Below are 21,318 nucleotides of genomic sequence, written 5' to 3'. Positions count from 1 at the left end.
GTATTGGCGGTGGTGTGCCTGATCGCGATGGCCTGGTTCAACACCCTGATCGGCCTGATTTTCCTCGGTTTCATGGCAGTAGGCTTCATCTACTTCCAATTGACCGCCAGCCAGCGCTCGGACGCGCCGGCGGACGCTATGCTCACAGGTAACTGATTGCACCAGCACGGGGCGTCCTGCGCCCTTACGCTGTACACATGAACACCGCCGTACTGTAGGAGCCAGCTTGCTGGCGATGAGGCCAGCGAGATTTGCATCATCTGATCGGCCGCCATCGCCGGCAAGCCGGCTCCGACAGGGACGGTTTATTGCTAACAGAGGTTCAGGAGGACACCGCCCCATGGCCACATTCGCCCATTCCGTCGGCGCCCAGACCTATCGCTTCGACAGCCTCAAGGACGTCATGGCCAAGGCCAGCCCCGCCCGCTCCGGCGACTTCCTGGCCGGGGTCGCCGCCCTCAACGACGGCGAACGGGTCGCGGCGCAGATGGCCCTGGCCAATATTCCCCTCAAGCATTTCCTCGAGGAAATGCTGATCCCCTACGAATCCGACGAGGTCACCCGACTGATCGTCGACACCCATGACAAACAGGCCTTCGCCGTCGTCAGCCACCTGACCGTCGGCGGCCTGCGCGACTGGCTGCTCAGCGACACCGCCGACGAACAGAGCCTGCGCGCCCTGGCCCCGGGCCTGACCCCGGAAATGGCCGCCGCCGTATCGAAGATCATGCGCGTCCAGGACCTGGTGCTGGTGGCGCAAAAAATCCGCGTGGTCACGAAATTCCGCGGCACCCTGGGCCTGCGCGGCCGGCTGTCGACCCGCCTGCAACCCAACCACCCCACGGACGATCCGGCCGGCATCGCCGCCAGCGTCCTCGACGGCCTGCTCTACGGCAACGGCGACGCGATGATCGGGATCAACCCGGCCACCGACAGCCTGAGCTCGATCTGCGACCTGCTGCACATGCTCGACGCGGTGATCAAGCGTTACGAAATCCCCACCCAGGCCTGCGTGCTGACCCACGTCACCACCTCCATCGAGGCGATCAACCGCGGTGTGCCGCTGGACCTGGTGTTCCAATCGATTGCCGGCACCGAAGCGGCCAACGCCAGTTTCGGCATCAGTCTGAGCGTCCTGCAGGAAGGCTACGACGCCGGCCTGAGCCTGAATCGCGGCACCCTCGGGCAAAACCTGATGTATTTCGAAACCGGCCAGGGCAGCGCGCTGTCGGCCAACGCCCACTTCGGCGTCGACCAGCAGACCTGTGAAACCCGCGCCTACGCCGTGGCCCGGCATTTCAAACCGTTCCTGGTCAACACGGTGGTCGGCTTTATCGGCCCGGAATACCTCTACAACGGCAAGCAGATCATCCGCGCCGGCCTCGAAGACCACTTCTGCGGCAAGCTGCTGGGCGTACCCATGGGCTGCGACATCTGCTATACCAACCACGCCGAAGCCGACCAGGACGACATGGACACCCTGCTGACCCTGCTGGGGGTGGCCGGGATCAACTTCATCATGGGCATTCCCGGCTCCGACGACATCATGCTCAACTACCAGACCACCTCGTTCCACGATGCCCTGTATGCCCGCCAGACCCTGGGACTGAAGCCCGCGCCGGAGTTCGAACAGTGGCTGGCGAAAATGGGGATCTTTACCCAGGCCGACGGCAAGGTGCACTTTGGCAACAGCCTGCCCCCGGCGTTTCGCCAGGCACTGGCGCAGCTTGGATGAACGACATGGCCAAACAGATCGACAGCGACAACCCCTGGCTGCAACTGCGCCGCCTGACCCCGGCGCGTATCGCCCTGGGACGTACCGGCACCAGCCTGCCCACCAGCGCGCAACTGGATTTCCAGTTCGCCCACGCCCAGGCCCGCGATGCCGTGCACCTGCCGTTCGACCACGCGGGCCTGAGTGCGCAACTTGCCGAGCGCGGTCGGGAAACCTTGCTGCTGCACAGCGCCGCCGACGACCGCCACAGCTACCTGCAACGCCCGGACCTGGGCCGCAAGCTCAACAGCGCGTCGGCCCAGCAACTGCGTGAGCATGCACTGGCTCACCCCGGTGGCATCGACCTGGCCATTGTCGTGGCCGACGGCTTGTCGGCCCTCGCCGTGCATCGCCATACGCTGCCGTTCCTGACCCGCCTGGAAGAACAGATCGCGGCCGAGGGTTGGTCGCTGTCGCCGGTCGTCCTGGTGGAACAGGGCCGCGTGGCGGTCGCCGATGAGATCGGTGAGCTGCTGGGAGCGAAAATGGTGGTGATCCTGATCGGCGAACGCCCGGGCCTGAGCTCGCCGGACAGCCTGGGGTTGTATTTCACCTATAATCCAAAAGTCGGCCTGACCGACGCCTACCGCAACTGCATCTCCAACGTACGCCTGGAGGGTATGAGTTACGGCATGGCCGCGCATAAATTGTTGTACCTGATGAAAGAAGCCTGCCGCCGACAATTATCGGGGGTCAATCTCAAGGACGAGGCTCAAGTGCAAACGCTGGAGAGTGAATCGGATGTCCATTCAAATGGCAACTTCCTACTGGGCCCGTCCCAAGATTGACCGTCATCCGGATTGCTCTTTTCCCGCGCTTTGGGCAGCATCAACGCTACGGCTGCCCGAGTGAACCGTTTGCCGTCAAATCCATGAAGTTGAGGCCTGATCTATGCGGATTACTCAAGCGACCCTGGAACATCTGGACCTGCTGACCCCCCTGTTCGTCAAATACCGCGAATTCTACGGTGCCTTGCCCTACCCTGATTCGTCGCGCAACTTTCTGGAAAAACGCCTGCGGCGCAAAGAGTCGGTGATTTACCTGGCCTTGCCGGACGATGACGACAGCAAGCTGCTCGGTTTCTGCCAATTGTATCCAAGCTTTTCTTCGCTATCGCTCAAGCGGGTCTGGATCCTCAACGACATCTACGTCGCCGAGGACGCCCGGCGCCAGCTGGTGGCCGACAACCTGATGCGCACGGCGAAGAAAATGGCCCGTGAGACCCACGCCGTTCGTCTGCGCGTCTCCACCAGCAGCGACAACCTGGTGGCACAGAAAACCTACGAATCCATTGGCTTTCGCGAAGACAGCGAATTCAAGAACTACGTATTGCCGATCGACGAAAAATGATCAACGCCGGCCCAAAAGGCCCGCAGCCCTTGTAGGAGCTGGCTTGCCAGCGATGACGGCAGTGAATGTTACGTCACCATCGCTGGCAATCGAACATCCATCGACGCTCCTGCATCGCCATGCATCGCCTTCGCTCGACATTCCCCGCTACAAACTCAGCAGGCAGAAATCTCCCTAACTCTTATAATCCCGCTTTCCCACGGAATGTACGAAAAAACTACATTTCCTGTAGTTAACTACGCATATCTATTTTCCTTGCACAGGTCCGCCGAGCCGGACCGTTCACACAGGTGCCATCCATGGATTTCAACCCGATCGACATAATCCTGCATCTCGATGTCTACCTCGACATGCTGGTGAACAACTACGGGCTCTGGATCTACGCCATCCTGTTCCTGGTGATCTTCTGCGAAACCGGCCTGGTGGTCATGCCATTCCTGCCGGGGGATTCGCTGCTGTTCATCGCCGGCGCGGTGGCCGCGGGCGGTGGCATGGACCCGGTGCTGCTGGCCGGCCTGCTGATGCTGGCGGCGCTTCTCGGCGACAGCACCAACTACATCATCGGCCGAACGGCGGGCGAGAAACTCTTCAGCAACCCGAATTCGAAGATCTTCCGCCGCGACTACCTGCAAAAGACCCACGACTTCTACGACCGCCATGGCGGCAAGACCGTGACCCTGGCGCGCTTCCTGCCGATCCTGCGGACCTTCGCACCGTTCGTCGCCGGCGTTGGCAAAATGCCCTATGCGCGCTTCTTCCTGTTCAGCATCCTTGGCACCGTGCTCTGGGTTGGCGGCCTGGTCACCCTGGGTTACTTCTTCGGCAACGTACCGTTCATCAAGAAAAACCTGTCGCTGCTGGTGGTCGGCATCATCCTGCTGTCGCTGCTGCCGATGATCATCGGCATGGTCCGCAGCCGCTTCGGCAACGCCGCGTCCAAAGCCGGCACCCACTGATCCCGTGTGGTCGCTGAGTGCCTGGCGGCGCCGGCGAACGCTGGCCCGCCATCCGGTTGCCGATGAAACCTGGCAGCGAGTCCGCCAGCGCCTGAGCTTCCTCGACGGACTCAGCAACGCCGAGGATCGCTGGCTGCGGGAACACAGCGTGCTATTCCTCGCTGACAAGCACCTGAGTGCCTTGCCGGGCGTGGAACTGGACCAGGAAAGCCGCCTGCTGCTGGCGGCCCAGGCGCAACTGCCACTGCTGCACCTGGGGGACTTGAACTGGTACCAGGGTTTCCATGAGATCGTCCTTTACCCGGACGACTTCCTCAGTCCCCAGCGCCATCGCGACGCCAGCGGCGTGGAACACGAGTGGGATGCCGAGCACAGCGGCGAAGCCTGGCAACAGGGCCCGATCATCCTGGCGTGGCCCGGGGTACAGGCCAGCGGCGGCTGGGAAGGCTACAACCTGGTGATCCACGAACTGGCACACAAACTCGACATGCTCAGCGGCAGCGCCAACGGCCTGCCACCGCTGCACGGCGACATGCGCGTGGGCGACTGGGCCAAGGTCATGCAACACGCCTATGACAACCTCAATCGCCAGTTGGACCGCAACCCCAACGCCGACACCGCCATAGACCCTTATGCGGCGGAAAACCCGGCGGAGTTCTTCGCCGTGACCAGCGAGTATTTCTTCAGTGCCCCGGATATCCTGGCCACGACCTACCCACGGGTGTACGAGCAATTGCGCGCGTTCTATCGCCAGGATCCGCTGGCGCGGCTACAGCAACTGCAGGCCCACGACCCGCGGTATAAGACTAAAGACTGACGCCGAAATCCCGGCCGCGGCCCTGCCTCTGCCCTTGTGGGAGCGGAGCTTGCCCGCGAAGCTTTTGGCGGTCTTGAGGGCGCCTTCGCGGCGGTACGGCGATCCGACAAGCTCCGCGCCCACAGGCTCCACAGTGATTAACCATCGCAGATCAGCTCGTCGCCCGAGATCCGGGGGCGCCTCCGAGTGTCCGGCGGCCCGTGGCATCGCCCCCGGAATAGGCCTATAATCCCCGCCACTTTTTGGTCAAACCGGCCAAGTTTTCTGATCAACCAACGGGGGCATCGCCCAATGAGCTACAGCAAGATTCCGGCTGGCAAAGACCTGCCGAACGACATCTACGTCGCGATCGAGATTCCGGCCAACCACGCGCCGATCAAATACGAAATCGACAAAGACAGCGATTGCCTGTTCGTTGACCGTTTCATGGCCACCCCGATGTTCTACCCGGCCAACTACGGTTTCATCCCCAACACCCTGGCCGACGATGGCGACCCCCTCGACGTGCTGGTCGTGACCCCATACCCGGTCACCCCTGGCTCGGTGATCCGTGCCCGTCCAGTCGGCATCCTGCACATGACCGACGACGGCGGCGGCGACGCCAAGGTTCTCGCGGTCCCGCACGACAAGCTGTCCCAGCTGTACGTCGACGTGAAGGAATACACCGACCTGCCAGCGCTGCTGCTGGAGCAGATCAAGCACTTCTTCGAGAACTACAAGGATCTCGAGAAAGGCAAATGGGTGAAAATCGAAGGTTGGGGCGATGCCGAAGCCGCCCGTGCCGAAATCATGAAGTCGGTCGCCGCTTACAAGGGCTGATCCGCCGCGCCCTGGCGCGAATTGAAGAACCCCGGCTTGCCGGGGTTTTTTGTGCCTGTTTACCAATAAACAAACAAGAGTTTTAATAAATAAACATAACGACTCAGGTTCAGCTATTTGAGTGTAGGAATCCTGAACGACACCAATCGGTTCGTGTGCGAACCGGGAGAATTTTTGAACACCTCGTTTATTTAAACAGGTGTAGCACGCCAGTAAACTCTGTGTTCATGAATACATCAGGCGATCGCTTAAGGGCCCTCCTGCGGGAGTGCCATCTATCCGCTTCGGACTTCGCTGCCAACCGGCAAGTGACGCCGCAGCACGTCAACAACTGGTTCAAGCGCGGCATTCCCATGGCGCGGCTGGACGAGATAGCCGAGCTTTTGTGTGTCAACAGCCGCTGGCTGCGCACCGGCGAAGGGCCCAAACACCCTGGCAGCTCGACCAACGAGACGGAGGCTGAACGCGAATTGCTGCCCACTCACGATCAGGAGCCTTACTCCTCTCGCGACGACCTGGCGGCCACCGAACGCAACGACGTGCAAGTGCCGTTGTACAAGGAGACCCCCGCAGCCCCCGGTTCGAGCCAGACCCAGGTGGCGGTCATACCCGGGCGCAAGGTGCGCCTGCCCTATCGTATCCTGCAGGCCATGGGGGTCGGCCCGGACCAGGCCATCTGCGCGCCCATGACGGGTAACAGCATGGCGGAAAAGATCCAGGACGGCTCCACCATTGCCATCGACCGCAGCCTGACCCAGGTGGTGGACGGCGAAATCTACGCGCTGGAGCACGACGGCATGTTGCGGGTGAAATATGTCTACCGCCTGCCGGCGGGGGCCTTGCGGCTGCGCAGCCACAACAGTGCCGAGTATCCGGATGAAGTGTTCACCGCGGAGCAGATCGAGGAACAGAACGTTCGGATACTGGGTTGGGTGTTCTGGTGGTCGACGCTGAACAAGCGGCGGCCCCCGGTGCCGTCGAAATAGGGGACAAGATCCCCTCTTGTCTGAAAACGACAGCTCTGGTGTGTGGTTTTCGCTGGGAATCTGTCGTAAATGCCGGTATCCTGCGCGGCACATTTGGGCAGCGTCCTGCTTGCAGCAGGCCAGATTGCCCACGACACGGCGCGAGACAACTGCGCTGCGTCCCACAACCAGATTTGCTCTGGATGTACGTTTTGAAGGCGAGTGAGGCTTACCAAAAATAAGCCAATCCCGTCCCCGAGAAGCCGGCCACAAGCCGGCTTTTTAATTGTCCAAAATAATCCTGTCCCATCCGAAAATTCTGCCGATAGCCTAGCTATTCCGGGGGCTTCAGGCATTCCCCTGTCCGATGGTGTTCAACACCATTTGACCTCATCCGACGATGAAGTGGGGGGGACAGATGGAGGGCGTTATCAGTACCTCGGTTTCCGCCTTGTTCCTTTTCGTCATCGCACTGATGAACCTGATTATTTTGAGGTCGATTTATAAGGCATGACGCCACGTCAGGCAGGGTGGTGTTTATGTCGAGGATGACTTTGACCTGCTACTGGCGGATCGTGGTTTTCTTGCGAGGATTTTCCGGCCATTGTTCGCTTGATCACTCGAAGCTGGCACATGTTTCCCTTGGGCTTCCTGTTCGGGTTGGGCTTCGATACCGCCACTGAAATTGCTCTGTTGGGCATCTCCGCTAGCCAGACCTCCCAAGGATTGTCGCCATGGGGAATCATGGTATTTCCGGTTCTTTTCAGTGCAGGTATATCGCTGGTCGAGAGAGTTCAGGCGCTTAGCGGCAGCATCAATTTAACGGGGTGTTGGTGTCCGGTTTTGTAGGGGCAAGTCCAGGCTAATAGGTAAATTATTTCGAGAACAGCACACTAGCGTCCCCATAAAGACGGGTGGGGGAATAGAGCGGCGCAACCGCTTCGGAACCGAGAAAACGAAAGGCCCCTGGAGTCTCTCGACTTCAGGGGCCTTTTGCGTATCACCGGATGACTGCACACGGGAACATCAAGCCCCCGTGGTCGGCCTCCCTGCCTACCCGACCTTTAGAAGGCCCAGCGTGCTTGGGCAGAAGCAGTCTGGTTGACGAAGTGGCTGCGCTCCTCCACGTCATAACGCACGGCCAGTTGCAGTTGGCCGTTGACCGCGTAGCTCAACTCGGTGCCACCGCGAGCCAGCCAGCGCTGCGGACTGCCGGAGTAAGTGGTGAAGACCGTTCCCGGCGCACCAGCAAAGCTGCTGGTCAGCGAGTCACGACTCGCCAGCAAGTCATAACCGACGCCCAGCTTGCCACTCAAGGTCAGCTGTTGCGTGAGGTCATGGGCCAGCTTGCCATCCACACCGAGAATGAACTGATCGGTGCTGCGACTCTTGACCTGCAGGTCCAGCTCATCGGCACCTTTCTCGTTGTAGGCCTCATCCTTGATCCAGGTGTAGTCCGCCCGTACCGAGGGGGTGAAGCGCGTGGCAGGCGTCAGGCTGAAGGTCCGATCCAGGGCAACGCCGGCATGGGCGGTCCAGGAATCATAGTTGGATTTGGCTTGCAGCCCGGCGAAGTCGAGGTTGCGCTTGCCATCGTTGTGGTTCTGGCCGCCATCGAGCTGAAAACTCAGGTCGGTGGTGTCGTCCAGGTGATACGCACCGTAGCCCACCAATTGATAGACGTCGGTGGTCAGCTGTTGACGGGCGGTGTCACCACTGTTGTGAGTGTCCGCCTTGGCGTAGATGAAGGCGGTACCCAGCATCCAGCGATCATTGAGGCTGGCATCGAGACCGAAGGCCATACCGCCCACACTGGAGTTGACCCCGGCAACGCCATCGTGGCTTTGCTGGTTGGCCCAGGAGCCGAACGGCTTGATCCAGAGGTGCCGCTCAGTCACGCTCTCGCCGGAAGACAGGCCGCTGTCGCCGGAAGACTGGCCGCCAAGGACCGATTCGCTGCGCGCCTGCACCACGCCGTTGATACTGCTCAATGCAGTCCGTGCCGCCGTGGTGGATCCCCCGGTCATCAGCGGCAGGACTTCGCTGGCGGCCCTGGACACTTCGCCCTGGGTACTGAGCGCGACAAAGTGGCTGGCCAACTTGCCATTTGGATCGTTGGCAATGATCTGGTCCAAGGCTGCCGCTGCACCTAGGGCCGGAGAATTGCCGAGGGCCTGGACGCTGCCTTGAACGGTGTTGGCGCTGCCAGAGGTACCGCTGGCAAGCACATTCAGGTCGACGCTGCTGCTGTTATAGGTCGGCGTGAAGTCGAACAACAGGCTGTTATCGGTGACATGGCTGAACTGGCCAGTGACCGTGCCGGTCGCACTGATCACGTGGGTCAACTGATTACCGGCGGCCAGGGTATCGCCACTTTTGACGTCGACGTTCAAGGTGCCGGCCAGGGCGACGTTGCCATTGACGCTGAGCTTGCTGTACTGCGATGAACTAAGGGCGCTGACCTGCAACGTGCCACTGCTGCTCTGGCTGAAGGTGTTCCCCACTGACAGCGTGGAAAAAGGCGTGGCCGCACTACCAATCACCAGCGCACCGGCGTTGCTCACCCCCCCGGCGATCGAAGCGTCACTCGTGTTGAGCGTGGCACCGCTGGCGACAGCCACCGAACCCAGCAGGCTCGCGCCACTGGCCATGACCAGGGTGCCGTTGTTGACGGCCCAATTCTGGCCATAGGTGTCAGTGCCTGTCAGAGTCCAGGTGCTGTTGCCGATTTTCTCGAAGCTGCCGAAGCCCTGATACTGCTGCATCGGGCTCCCTTGAGGGCCGGTCGAAGCGAGGTCGAACGTGGTGGAACCGGTGTTGCTGTCGCCGCCAAGGGCCAGTACATCGCTGCCACCGCTGGAGCTGACTACATTGCCATTGATCACCGAACCGGCAGCGAGAGTCAGCTGGTTACCACCACCACTGAGCTCGATCGCATTGGCCCGGGCGCCACTGCCGCCATTGGCAAAACCACCAGAAATGGTTCCGGCGTTGAAGACCGTCGAGTTGCCCGTCACCACCACACCCGCGCCACCTGCTCCCGCGAAGCCGGCAACACCGTTGGCGCCCGCGCCCCCGGCCGCGCCGGCGTGAACAAAGCCCCCACCTCCCGCACCGCCTGCGCCACCCACGCCCGCAGCACCGGCGATACCACCGTTACCGCCTTGAATCGTGCCGGTGTTGATCACCTGAATGTTGAAACCGCTGATGCCGGCACCACCCACCCCGCCATTACCGCCGTTCCCACCACGACCACCATTGCCACCGCTACCACCATATTTACCGGAAGTGCTGCCGGCCCCACCCTGACCGCCTGTGGCACCGGTGGCACCGGTGGCACCATTGCCGCCGGTGATGCTGGCGTTATTGGTAACGGTAAAGAAACTGCCTGAAATGCCGTCCCCACCGGCCGAGCCGGCGCCTCCGTTCGCTCCGGCCCCGCCGGTGCCACCGGAGCCCCCGGTGTTACCGGGTGCTAGATTGGTGGACCCGCCAACCCCCCCATTGCCACCGTTGCCGGGGACACTGGCAACACCTTGACCACCGGTGAGGGTCGCATTGTTGGTCAGCGTAAAAAAGCTCCCGTTGATGGCTGCCGAAGCATTGTTCGGGGTGGAGTATTGGCCGGTGGAGCCCGTGCCGCCGACGCCGCCGGTACCCGAGCTGACGTTCGAGCCGGCTGACCCCGTGGCTCCCGGATGCGATGGGCCGCCGCTCCCCGCAGCGCCGCTGAACTGCCCCGCGATCGCGGTGGTGATGATCCCACCACTCGCCCCGCTCAACCCCAGAGAACCGTTGTTCCCCACCAGATTGGCACCGGTGACGGTCAGGGGAGCAGTCACTGTCAGCGTCGTTAGCCCACTGTTGATCGTGGCATCCGAACCGAGGTTGATCGTGTTGACGGAAGGGTCCACCCGCAACGTCCCACCGATGGACAATTGCTCGCGCAAGGAACCCGTACCGGAATCGGCATTGGAAGTGATGTTGGGAGACGCACCTGCCCAGGCCGACGAGGCAATGCCCAGCGACAGCAGTGCCAGCGGCCAGACCGCTGCTTTACCGCGCCCCCCCGCCAGGCGCGTGCCCGAACCACCACAGCTCTTTGACTTGGCGGCTTCGGAAACGACTTGCAACGCCCCCAGGCCGCTGTTCCAGACCAATCGATAAATCCCCTTGTTCATCTCGTGCGCTCCAATGGTTTGATTTTTTTATGGGGGCTCTTCAAAGAATCCTGACCCCTTGAGTGTTGTGTTGAGGGTGTTGCCAGAAAGCGTCGTTGATAAACCGCGCGAACACATCGGGCGGCAGCAGAGTCGGCCGGGGGACGGCCTGTACGCTCGGCCGCACATCGTGCAGCCCTGGCGTACCGGCCCGCCGGTCGAACTCCTGCGCCTCGAACTGGACGTTATGCAGGTCGTGGCCGAAGGCCGTCTCGCCAATGAAGTCGTAAATACCGTCGAGCACCGCTTGCGGGTCGCTGACCAGGCTCTCGTAACGCACCAGCAGCAAGCTGGCGGCGTGCTCGCCATAAAATGCCTGCTTGAGGGCGTTGTAGGGATAACCGAGCATGCCCTCGGCATTCGCCAGAGCATCGGCGCGGCTATAGACCGTGCCACCGGCGTGGAAATTGAAAATCGCCGAGGGCGAAAGGCGGTTGTTCTGGACCAGGCGCTCGATACTGTCGATGATCCAGGGCACGTCGCGCACGCAGGCAATCACCTTGCTGGCGGGGAACAGGCTTTTGAGCAAGGCCATGCGCGAACACCAGGCACGGTTGCTGTCGAAGATCACCGGCGCGGAAAATTCGTCACCGTAGAACTGCTCGAACAGCCCACGCAGAATGCGTTCACGCTGCTGATCGGAGATGAACAGTGAATACTCGTTCTTGCCGCTCATGCCATTGAGCAGGTCATCGACCAGGCCTGCCACAGGGCTGCTCATGTGCGCATGAAAACGCGGATTCTGGCGCAACAGGGCCGACAGCAAGGTCGAGCCGGAACGGGGCAGGCCGGAAATGAAATGCAGACTGCGCTCAGCCATAGACTGGGTTCCTGGTGAAGTAGGTGATAACGCTCTGGCTCATGACAGGAACAGCCGATGCCAGACACTTTGACCGCTCTCATCGATACCCAGGTGCTGGAACCCGGCGCGCTGGATCACACGGATACCAGCGGCGGTCTCCAGCTTCGGATTCTCGACAATGATCATCATCCCCACGGGCGCCTGAGCGTCGCCGGCATAGGCCAGCGCCAGTTGCTCGTAGGTATGGGTAAACAACCTGGGAGCCAGGCCAACGTCGCGGTGGTCCTCACGAATGAAGGTGCGATAGAACCAATAGAGCGCCCCGGCGCCGGGAGAGGCGCAATACACCGAGCTGACCCCAACGATCCGCCCCTCGGGGTCCAGGACCACACACGTAACCTCGAAGGTTCTGCGCCAGGCCTCGGCGGGATCGGGTATCGCGCCGGTTGCGCCCCAGAACGCGATGAGTTCGCTGCGCATCTGGGCAGTGACCTGCCCCCATACCCAGACGATCCGGTGATTTTTGAATGAGCTGATGGCCGACATGGCAGCTTCTCGTGTTGAAGGTCAGAGTGAAGGTTGGCTGCCATTGCCCGGGTAAGGCGTGCGCAGGCGAGTGTCGTTGAGGAACAGCTCGCACCACAGGCGCCATAGCTTGATCAGTCGTTGCTGCCCCCCCTCCTGGCGCAGATCCCGAGTGGCCCGGGCCAGAACGCTGGCAAAGGACTGGGCGTAGAGCCGGCAGCTGCTGCAATCGATGTTCGGCGTGCAGCATTTACCGGTGCTCTGGCTCAGGTCGGTGTTGTAGTGGCGCAGCGAGGGGGTCAGCAGTACGCCACAATCGCGGGTCACGGCGCCCGCACCCTGGGCATCGGGATACAGGCCCGCCGGGTCGTGAATCAGCGCATTGAAATCATCGTCATACAGAATCCGCTGCCCCGGTTGTTGCAGCAGCAGCCCGATACTGTCCCGGGCACGCAGGAGATCGTCGGTGCTCAGGACCAGGTTGTCGGCGGCGGTGCTGGTGATGTGGTATTGATCGGCGCCGGCTCCGCTGTCGATAAAGTCCAGGTACTTGCTGGTCGGGCTGTAGTGATTGAAGGTCAGGGCCAGACCGTTGTCCGCGCAGAGCTGGGCGATATACGGAATATCGTCGAGGTTGCGTGCGGTCAGGGTGAAGACGAAGACCGCCCTGGGGTCATTGCGATAGTTTCTGATCTGCTTGCTCATGGTGTCGGCACCGCGCAGTTCGCGGCTGCGCTCGGGGTTGCCCCAGAGCGACACATGCACGCGATAGTCGATCTCGGCACTCAAGCGCTTGATGCCGTTGGTGAACACCACGCCGTAAGGAATGTGCCGGCTGGCAATGAGCAACTTGTTCTCCGCCAGCGACGGCTCCGCCCCGCCGAAGTAGCCGTAGCGCACGCCTCGTGCGCCTTCGTCGGCGAAGAACCGCTCGATGCTCTGCAGGTCCTTCACATCCTTGTGCCCAAGATAGTCATCGCCTGAAAAGAAAAGACACCCTTCGCAGGTCAGGTTGCAGATCGAGGTGATGTCGTACTGGCTCGGACGAAGAGGCAACACTTCCTGGCGCAAGAGCCTCCAGAATTCGCTATCACTCAGCGATCGGGCACCTGATTGCTGCCCACGAGCAACGTCAAGGACGGCCATGCGGATGGCTCCAGCAATAACTCAAAGAGGTTGGGGGGACGACTCTGGGGGCCAGAGTCCGCGACAATCCGCCTGGAGGAAGCGGCAAAGTCAAAGTAATGGCGAAATAATGCCTAATTGACATCAGCCTGCCAACCTTTATATGTGTGTTTCATAATGTTTCTGCTGGAAGGCTGTGTTTCACTGAAAATCGGCACATAACGCCATTAATACGCCGATTCTCTCGCACTTTTATTCGCCAAAAAACTGACGGAAGTTCCATTGCCGCCAGCGCGGACGTCAGGGCCAGGCTTAATACGGTCAGGCGACCTGCTGTCGATGGCTGCCGATGCCTGGATTTGCGTAGGGTCGTGCGATGCGTGCAGTGCATTTTTTCTTCCCCGGCTCATTGCTGCTAAATGAGCATTAAATTCGCCGAGCATATTTGATCCGCTTTCACAGGCTTGACCGTGTGTCCAAGTTTCCAAACTATATTTTTACAACACGATCACGGAGGGAATGGCTGGAGGGGACGGAGGGAAGATTGCGCCCATGCTGGGCGCACAGCAAAAAGCCCCGCTCTTCTCTCGAAGGCGGGGCTTTTTTGGGCCTGGATGTTCAGCGTCGCTAAACCCTGTCAATCACAGCTGTGGATAAATCCGCTCATACAGTGCCACATCGCAAGGGCAATCGATCTCACCCCAGGGCTGGTTCGTCGGTGTCCCCCCGACCGGCACACCCGCCTCGATCAGCAATGAAAACAATGACGTCATATCGATTTGATCGCGCTGCTCGGCACTCAATCCGCCCAACTGCGCATTGAGTGCCTGCCAGCCCGAAGGTGTCAGTTTGAACAGCCCCATATACTGCCCCTGAATCTGTTCCAGAGTCTGGGCACGATGGCCAATCTCGCAGATCCGCTCGTTATCGATAGAAAAGCGTTCCATGTCCTCCAACGGCTGATCGAAACGCTGCTTCCAAAGCGCTACCGCCTGTGGGTCGTAACCCAGGTCAATGTCGTTACCGCTGGCCATCAGCGCACCGACCAGTTCGGGCGAATAGAAAATATCGCCATAGCTCACCACACAGGGCTGGGAGTCGAGCCATTCGTGGGCCGCGCTCAGCGACTGATGAATGCCCGTGGTACTCCAGAGCGGGTTGATGAACAGCCGATCGGCATAGGGCGCCAGCATTTCGCTGCGATAGCCGGCGACGATACCGACTTCACTGATACCAGCGGCACGCAAGGTGCGCACGGTTCGCTCGATCAACGGCACCCCGTTGAACTCCACCAGCGCTTTGGGTCGTTGATCGGTCAGCGCCCCCAAACGACTGCCACGGCCAGCGGCGAGAATAATTGCCTTCATTGTGAAACTCCATAAACCTGCCGGACCAGTGAAAGGTCGGCGCTCTCCAAATGTTCGTTGCGTTCAGGGTGCCACATCACAGCGGTGTGGCCTGCCTCTGGGTTACTGACCGCCTCGATGACGCCGTCCTCACCCATCCCATCGATTTCATAGCCGGGTGGAACGGCACGAAAACCGTAATCGTGAAACGAGTTGACCCGGCGGACCTCGCCCCGATAGCGAATGTCGTGAGCCCCCACATGCTCGGTGACCGGCTCCAGGATGGCCCCTGCCCGTGTGAGCATGACCTGCATGCCGCGACAGACGCCCAATGCCGGAAGGCACCGTTGCTGTGCCCACATCAGCAACAGGGCTTCGGTGTCATCCCGGCAATCGGCGACACCCGACAACGCCTGACAACTGCCGCCACCGGTCAACAGCACACCGCTCGGCCGCAGTTGCTCAAGCAGGCCTGCGGCAACCTCGGGGTTGTTCGGCAGGTAGACCGGTTGCACGCCGCAACGCGCGAGAAAAGTGCTCCAGCGTTGGTCGATTGCATCTCTCCACTCGCTGCGCCCGGTATCGAACAGCCGAAGCATGGTCACCGCAACCAGGGTCACGCCAACACCTGAATACGGCGCTCGGCACAATCGAGAATCAACCGTTTGCTCGCCAGCAGGCTGCGGAATTTCACCTCGCCGACCCCGATAGCGGCCGGAATGGCGAACTCTCGGGCGCGAATCGACATGTGGGAATTCTCGCCACCGTAAGCCGTAATGAACCCAGCAATGCGACGGGTGAAAATCCAGTCGAAGCCCGGGTCGGCATTCTCGATCAGTACGATGCAACCCTCGATGTCGTGCTTGCTCGCTTCCTCTGCCCGCAACACCGCCACTGGCGCTTCGGTGGCGCTGCGGGTGATGAAGTTGGGGTTACAAGACTCGATTGCATGGGACAGCAGGTCATCGGGCTTACAGACGATGACCGGCGTGCGTATGCCCTGAGTCGATTGCCAGCGCGCCCGGTTACTGACGATTTTGTGGTGAATCGCCTCCAGCCGGACCTCCTCCAGGTTGCCGAGAAAATCACCGAGTCTGGAAAAACTCAGTTCTTCGCCGCTCAACTGGTGACTCTCGCCCCAATTCGTGAGCGCCTGAAGCGCCTGGGAAACGAACGCGCCATACAAGTATTTGACCTTCTCCCGAGCCGCTACGGCCGCATCCAGGAACTTAAAAAAATGCTCGGCCGAGACTCGCAGGTGACACTCGTCGAAGGCTTGCTGGACAGCGTTTTTGATTTCGCGGCTGATTACCCGCGGGCCATCGTCGCGATGGGCGCGTTGCGGCGGCGTAGTCCAGTCGAAGTAAGCGTCGGGTGTCTCGTCATAACGCGCCACTCGCAGGTCGTAAGTGCCAGGGCGCACGTGGCCATGCAGACGCAGGAACGCTTCTTTATGGAGGATGCGGAAATCGTCGGCCATCTTGCGCCCGACGGTATGCACACCGCCGATCAGCGAATCGGTAAAACCTGCCGGGATCCGCTGCAGACTCTCCAGTGACTTGATCACTGCCGTCGCGACAAACGCAGCGCGGGCGACACCGGAGAACACTTCGCCGACGACCTTGGCATCGGCGAGAGCATGGCGCAAACCCTGCAGAGGATCTTCGCGGTGGTTGTTGCCACGGGCCAGCCGCTCGACCTTTTGCTCGATGCGCGGCAGTCGCGTCAGGTCCGAAAAAAACGGCCCGTCCGCCGAAATGATGTGCTCGGTGACGCTTTTCAACTCCGCCAGGTAGAGCTCGCGCTGAGCAACGTTCAGCCCTTTGAAGGCTGGAATGTCATCTGCCGGCAGGATCGCCAGTTGCGGGGTAAAACAGGTAGGAATGATCGAGAACTCAATCTTGTCATGCAGCGCCTGATGGGCAGCCAGGTGCTCGCAGCATTGGGTGACCACCGAGTTGACGATCGTCAGTGGCAGCGCTGCGGGAATGAACGACTCCACGCTGTAAGGAATGCAGATATAAGGTGAGCCGCTGAACTGATGCATCAACGGCTTGTTGCGCATATCGCGGTAACCGTAGCGGAACCGCGCGGATGCCCAGTTCACATCGGTGATCAGCTCCTTGTAGAGCGAGTACGCCAGGGGCCGCGGCTTCACGCCGATCATCTCGGCGGGATTCCAGTCAGGCATCAGCCCCAGAAAGGCGTTGAAACTGTGCTCGGGTTGCCGGGTCTTTCTGGCCAACCTTTCGAGCAGTGCCACTTCGCAATCGAGCACCGCGCGCAGGGCGAAGTCTGACTGCGCGTCGATTTTTTCCACGCCCTGCCCCGTCATCGGCCGAACCTGAAACAGCAACGGACCGTCCTCGGTGATGGCGAACTCGATGTCCAATGCATCACGTTCTGTCAGGCACTCGACTTCCGCGAGCAAGGCGAACAGCCCTTTGAGTGCCGCCGGTTCGGAACCGGCCGCAGACTTGATCGCCACAAACGAGTGAACGATGCCGGTCCCCGCCGTGACGCCATCAGTGCCGTGCCCGGGCACATAATCCACCACGTAATATGGCAGACCGGTTTCCGGGTCACGGGTCATCGCCACGCCCGAGGCCTGCACGCCGGTGGCCATGCTCTGAATCAGCACTTCATCGAAATCGCTGGCCTGCCCGTAAGAGCCGATTACCTGTTCGATGGCTTGCTTCAACGCCACCGGCCCGCGTACATCGGCGACCGAGTCGTACATCCCGGCACCCGATGTGCCGTCCTGATCCTCGGACAGGCTACTGGAGCGCACGATCATCGGATGATCGCCAAAGCGCTTTTCACAGTAATCCAGGATGGCCTGGGGTTTGCTGCGCCAGTTTCTGACCGTGAACCGGTGCAACGGCAGCACGCGGCCGGTCTTCAGAAACGGGGCCAGGCTTTCCAGAGTTCCGGCCTTCCCGGAAAACTCGAAGGGACTGGCGAGCGTCATTGACTGCATGTCGTCTTCCATTGTTAGAGGTAATTACATTCCCTTGTGGGCAGCGATGACCACCAGGCACCCGGCATGAAATCGGCTTAATCCAGCTCAGGGCCGGTGTACTTCGCCAGTTCGTTGCCGTACAGCAGCGACAGTTCAGCCAGGAAGCTGTTGCCCTTTTTCGCCGCCGCGTAAGGGCAGCTATCGAGCACGATCACGTGGCCAATGGTCCCGATATTGCCGGTGTAGACGCTCACCTGCTGACCCGGAACGACGTGCGCGGTGCAGAACTCGATCTGGTATTTGTCCAGCAGCGGTTGCAGCGTGCGCGGGTCGTAACTGTCGGCGATCCGGCCACCATGGCGCGATGCGACGGTGACCACGGTGCCTGCGGTTTCAATCAAGGAGTCGTCGATCTTGATCTTCTCGCCCAGGTGCAGACGGATGAGCATTTCGAACGGATCGATGCCAGTCAGCATCCGGTACATTTGCGGCGCGACACTGCCCATCATGCGGGCGTTGATCTCCACCAGGCAGGGTCCTTTTTCGTCCCGCAGCAACTCGACGTGATAGAGCCCGATATCCAGCTTCAAGGCACTGAAGACCTGCTGAACATAGGCTTTGATTTCATCGCGTGCGGTGTTGTCGAGACCCGATGGCATGGTCGCCGTCATCTCGAGAATTTCGTTGTAGTCGGCACGGAAACGAATGGTGGTGGCATAACACGACACCACGCCGTCCTGAACGATGACTTCGGCCGAATGCAGCGTACCGTTGACGTATTGCTCGACCAGGTAATCGCGGCTGACCAATGCATCGATCATCGGATCGGAATCGGCACGGGCCTGGCGAATGGTCTCGACGAATGCATCGAAATCACGCTGAGTGAAGCAGATCGCAGAAAACTGCTTGGAGAACCCGCGGGTCGGCTTGACCACAAACGGCAGTGCCAACTGAGGCGCGATGCCTTCGGCCAACTGGCTCTCGCTCAAGACCTGAAAGTCAGGCGAGCGCACATTGTTCGCGCGCAGGGCTTCGCGCAGACGACTTTTGTACACCGCGCCACAGAGGTTTTCGTAGCTCGGATAGCGAGTACCGAGGAACTCGGCCTCCCGGGCCACGGCGACGATTGCGGCTTCGGACGTGGAGATCAGCGCGTCGATTTTTCGACTGGCGTTGAGCTCTGCCAGCACGTTATGAAATTCGTCGCCTTCCAGTGAGTCGACGCGGATGTATTCGTCCACATGTTTGAGGTACGGCTCGATTTTCGAGTGATCGCCTTTGACCGAAATCGTCAGGAACGAGGTATCGCGTTGATGAATAAAAGTGACATGACACCCCAGGCGCTTGGCAGCTTCGAAGGCCAGCAGGCCGCTGACTGTGCTATCGACCAAAACGACATGTTTCATAGAACGCTCCGTGTAGTTATGAGTGGTAGAGGAGAAAACTGCTCAGGGAAAACGCAATTGCAATGAAGGCAACGGTGGGGATGGCCTTGAACTTGGGCAGCTTAAGGTTCGTCACTTGCAGCACCGCGATCAGAAATGTCAGAAACAGCACGTCATGGGGGGCGACTTTGCCGGCCGCAATGGCCTGGAACGCCAGCGCAAACAGTAAGCCGGAATAGGTCGTCGGCAGCCCGCGATAACCGACCGGCGCATTGGGGTCGTTGAGGGCGAAGACAGTCAGACGCAAGACGCCGGACAGCACCAGTGCGCCGGCCGCGATGACCGCCAGGGAAGAAGGAAACAAGAGCACCAGGATGAGCGCCGGGGCGACACTGAAGTTCAGCAGGTCGGCAAAGCTGTCCAGGTGTTTGCCAAAGGCGCGGCGTGGCGCATTACCCGCCAGATAAGTTCTTGCAATATGCCCATCGACAAAGTCGAGTATGGCGGCCAGACAAATAACACTGGCGGCATAAGAAAGACTGCCCCGTTGCGCTGCGACAACTGCCACGAAGGACAAGAGTATATTTAATATTGTAACCCAGTTAGCCAGATCCAAAAAACGAACGAACGGAAACACCGGCGCTATATAACGCATAGGTCATGACTTCCTTGTCAGATGTGAAACTTGATTAAATAGTTTGCTCGACAGGTTTCAAAACAAACGAAAAGAGCGTACTTGCCACCCCATAAACGGCAGCAAACACCGCACTGGTCCACAACAGGCCAACTTGCTCAACCAGTAATGAACCCAATAATATGGTGACCATCATGCCGACATAAACACCGGCATATTGAACAGACGCCACCAGCGGCATGGCATTCGCTGGTGTATTGAGCACCACATCGGACTGCAGTTTGAAAAAAGCCAGTTCGAAGAAAAAGATATAGAAAAAGTAGGCGACGTAACTGGAGATCAACCCGCCGCCGTAAGCCGCGGTGATCATGAACAACGCACTGGCCGTGGCCATGGACGCTGGCGCCAGTCGGTGGCCACGCTTGTTCAGCTTGTAGTACAGAATCGCACCGGCCAGGGCGGCGATGCTATTGACTGCTTGTAGGAGCCCAACATATCCCTCGGACAATCCCAGCACGTGAGCCGGCAGGATAATCCGCGAGACGTTGAAAAAACCCTGATAAACGCTGACGAAAATAATGAAACTCCAGAAGCTGCGGCGCAGTTCGGGGTTGGCTTTCATCAGGTTGGAAAAAGTCGCGATCAGCGCCAGAGGCTGCGCGACAGAGGGCGCTGCCGGCCGCTCGACCCTGGGCAGCAGGAAGGCGGCGAGCGCGGCGATAGCGAGCAGTACGGCGGTGATCGCCAAGGCCTGCCATGGCATCATCTCGCCTTTGACCAGGCCCATGGTCGCTCCAGCAATACCGCCAGCGATGAACTGCGCCGTCAGTGTCAGGGGAACGGTAGATTCGACGTTTTGCGAATTGAAGTAACACTTGATCGCGACGATGCGACCCACACGCTGCAACGCATCTAGAGTGCCGATGGCAATACCACCGACAATGGCAAACAGAACAACACTGGGAAGAAACGAATACACAATCACTACCACCAGCAGAGCCAGGGCATTGGACAACAGCAACAAGGTGCGCGGGGAAACCCGGTCGGCCACTCGATAGATCTGCCCTACACATAAAACAGGCAACACCATTGGCGAAAACAGCACGACCTGAGAATACAGCAGATTGCCGGTTTCTTTATAGGTGTAATAAGACAGGTATATATAACTCAGCGTGGATGCACATATAGCACAAAGATTGACGATCCAGATGAGGACCGTAAGGTTTTTGGACGAATATGAAATACGCATATGATCCTTCACCGAGTAGCTTCCTTTTAACCACTCGCACGTTATCGTAAAAAAAAATTCCTGGCAATATTTTTTAACAAAAATGTCACATACTTCTGAGCGAATCATGCCTCGCACTATTTCAGTGCAAGCTTTGCACTTCAACATCACCGCACCGTGACGAAGTTAGCGCCAGAAACACCCGGTCAGATAAAGAATTATCAGTATTTATGATTATTGAATAACCGTCCGTTAAACAGCCTGGCGAGGTTGCACCAATAAAACTTGAGACCGTATCAGTGCAACCTTTCCGAACATCGGGTTGCACCCTCTTCCTTCGCAGCACACAAAACCCTTCCCCTTTGCGTCATCGCCACCCCCCGCGAGACGGTTGCAAAGCGCCATCTCCT

At 59.7% G+C, this 21,318-nt stretch carries 18 protein-coding genes and 1 pseudogene; 9 read left to right on the top strand and 10 right to left on the bottom strand.

What is annotated here, in order from left to right:
* The 9 genes and pseudogenes from AC07VG_RS23400 to AC07VG_RS23360 all read left to right on the top strand — a co-directional run.
* Positions 1-156, top strand: a pseudogene (locus tag AC07VG_RS23400) (ethanolamine permease); the annotation flags it as partial.
* Between the two features lie 184 nt (positions 157-340).
* On the top strand, positions 341-1,735 hold the full coding sequence (locus AC07VG_RS23395; protein WP_495004299.1) for an ethanolamine ammonia-lyase subunit EutB: 1,395 nt from the start codon (positions 341-343) through the stop codon (positions 1,733-1,735).
* Positions 1,732-2,562 carry an ethanolamine ammonia-lyase subunit EutC gene (gene eutC, locus AC07VG_RS23390; protein WP_495021961.1) on the top strand — a complete coding sequence of 277 codons (831 nt, stop codon included), beginning with the start codon at positions 1,732-1,734 and terminating at the stop codon, positions 2,560-2,562. Before AC07VG_RS23395 ends, eutC begins: the two co-directional genes overlap by 4 nt.
* 103 nt (positions 2,563-2,665) lie before the next feature.
* Positions 2,666-3,124, top strand: a complete 459-nt coding sequence (locus AC07VG_RS23385; RefSeq protein WP_495004297.1) for a GNAT family N-acetyltransferase — start codon at positions 2,666-2,668, stop codon at positions 3,122-3,124.
* A gap of 299 nt (positions 3,125-3,423) precedes the next feature.
* The gene (locus AC07VG_RS23380) at positions 3,424-4,080 is read left to right on the top strand and encodes a DedA family protein (protein ID WP_495004296.1); all 657 of its coding nucleotides are present in this window, start codon (positions 3,424-3,426) and stop codon (positions 4,078-4,080) included.
* Between the two features lie 4 nt (positions 4,081-4,084).
* Entirely contained in the window at positions 4,085-4,897 is an 813-nt protein-coding gene (locus AC07VG_RS23375; RefSeq protein WP_495021960.1) for a M90 family metallopeptidase, read from the top strand.
* Between the two features lie 291 nt (positions 4,898-5,188).
* Entirely contained in the window at positions 5,189-5,716 is a 528-nt protein-coding gene (gene ppa, locus AC07VG_RS23370; RefSeq protein WP_495004294.1) for an inorganic diphosphatase, read from the top strand.
* 227 nt (positions 5,717-5,943) lie between these two features.
* The gene (locus AC07VG_RS23365) at positions 5,944-6,702 is read left to right on the top strand and encodes a LexA family transcriptional regulator (protein WP_495004293.1); all 759 of its coding nucleotides are present in this window, start codon (positions 5,944-5,946) and stop codon (positions 6,700-6,702) included.
* A gap of 612 nt (positions 6,703-7,314) precedes the next feature.
* Entirely contained in the window at positions 7,315-7,530 is a 216-nt protein-coding gene (locus AC07VG_RS23360; RefSeq protein ID WP_495004292.1) for a HoxN/HupN/NixA family nickel/cobalt transporter, read from the top strand.
* A gap of 215 nt (positions 7,531-7,745) precedes the next feature.
* Here AC07VG_RS23360 and AC07VG_RS23355 read toward each other — a convergent pair whose 3' ends face one another.
* The 10 genes from AC07VG_RS23355 to AC07VG_RS23310 form a co-directional block, all read right to left on the bottom strand.
* Positions 7,746-10,862, bottom strand: a complete 3,117-nt coding sequence (locus tag AC07VG_RS23355) for an autotransporter domain-containing protein (RefSeq protein ID WP_495021959.1) — start codon at positions 10,860-10,862, stop codon at positions 7,746-7,748.
* A 40-nt stretch (positions 10,863-10,902) separates the two neighbouring features.
* Entirely contained in the window at positions 10,903-11,721 is an 819-nt protein-coding gene (locus AC07VG_RS23350) for a sulfotransferase family protein (RefSeq protein ID WP_495021958.1), read from the bottom strand.
* Between the two features lie 39 nt (positions 11,722-11,760).
* Positions 11,761-12,249 (bottom strand): GNAT family N-acetyltransferase, encoded by a 489-nt coding sequence (locus tag AC07VG_RS23345; protein ID WP_495004289.1) that lies wholly within the window; start codon positions 12,247-12,249, stop codon positions 11,761-11,763.
* Between the two features lie 21 nt (positions 12,250-12,270).
* Positions 12,271-13,374, bottom strand: a complete 1,104-nt coding sequence (locus AC07VG_RS23340; protein WP_495004288.1) for a hypothetical protein — start codon at positions 13,372-13,374, stop codon at positions 12,271-12,273.
* Between the two features lie 620 nt (positions 13,375-13,994).
* A complete protein-coding gene (locus AC07VG_RS23335; protein ID WP_495004287.1) occupies positions 13,995-14,720 on the bottom strand; it encodes a phosphocholine cytidylyltransferase family protein in 726 nt (241 codons plus the stop codon).
* On the bottom strand, positions 14,717-15,319 hold the full coding sequence (locus tag AC07VG_RS23330) for a gamma-glutamyl-gamma-aminobutyrate hydrolase family protein (protein WP_495021957.1): 603 nt from the start codon (positions 15,317-15,319) through the stop codon (positions 14,717-14,719). The genes AC07VG_RS23335 and AC07VG_RS23330 overlap by 4 nt, the downstream gene beginning before the upstream one ends.
* Positions 15,316-17,679 (bottom strand): PEP/pyruvate-binding domain-containing protein, encoded by a 2,364-nt coding sequence (locus tag AC07VG_RS23325; protein WP_495004285.1) that lies wholly within the window; start codon positions 17,677-17,679, stop codon positions 15,316-15,318. The genes AC07VG_RS23330 and AC07VG_RS23325 overlap by 4 nt, the downstream gene beginning before the upstream one ends.
* Before the next feature lie 77 nt (positions 17,680-17,756).
* Positions 17,757-19,067: an ATP-grasp domain-containing protein gene (locus AC07VG_RS23320; RefSeq protein WP_495021956.1), complete on the bottom strand. Its 1,311-nt coding sequence runs from the start codon at positions 19,065-19,067 to the stop codon at positions 17,757-17,759.
* 16 nt (positions 19,068-19,083) lie between these two features.
* Complete coding sequence (locus AC07VG_RS23315; protein ID WP_495004283.1) at positions 19,084-19,701, bottom strand: CDP-alcohol phosphatidyltransferase family protein; 618 nt, start codon at positions 19,699-19,701, stop codon at positions 19,084-19,086.
* A gap of 34 nt (positions 19,702-19,735) precedes the next feature.
* Complete coding sequence (locus AC07VG_RS23310) at positions 19,736-21,037, bottom strand: MFS transporter (protein ID WP_495004282.1); 1,302 nt, start codon at positions 21,035-21,037, stop codon at positions 19,736-19,738.
* Between the last annotated feature and the right edge of the window lie 281 nt (positions 21,038-21,318).

The sequence above is a fragment of the Pseudomonas sp. GW821-FHT03C07 genome (genome assembly GCF_059420925.1).
The sequence above is the reverse complement of the archived record's forward strand: the minus strand, read 5'-3'. Positions and strand labels throughout refer to the sequence as shown.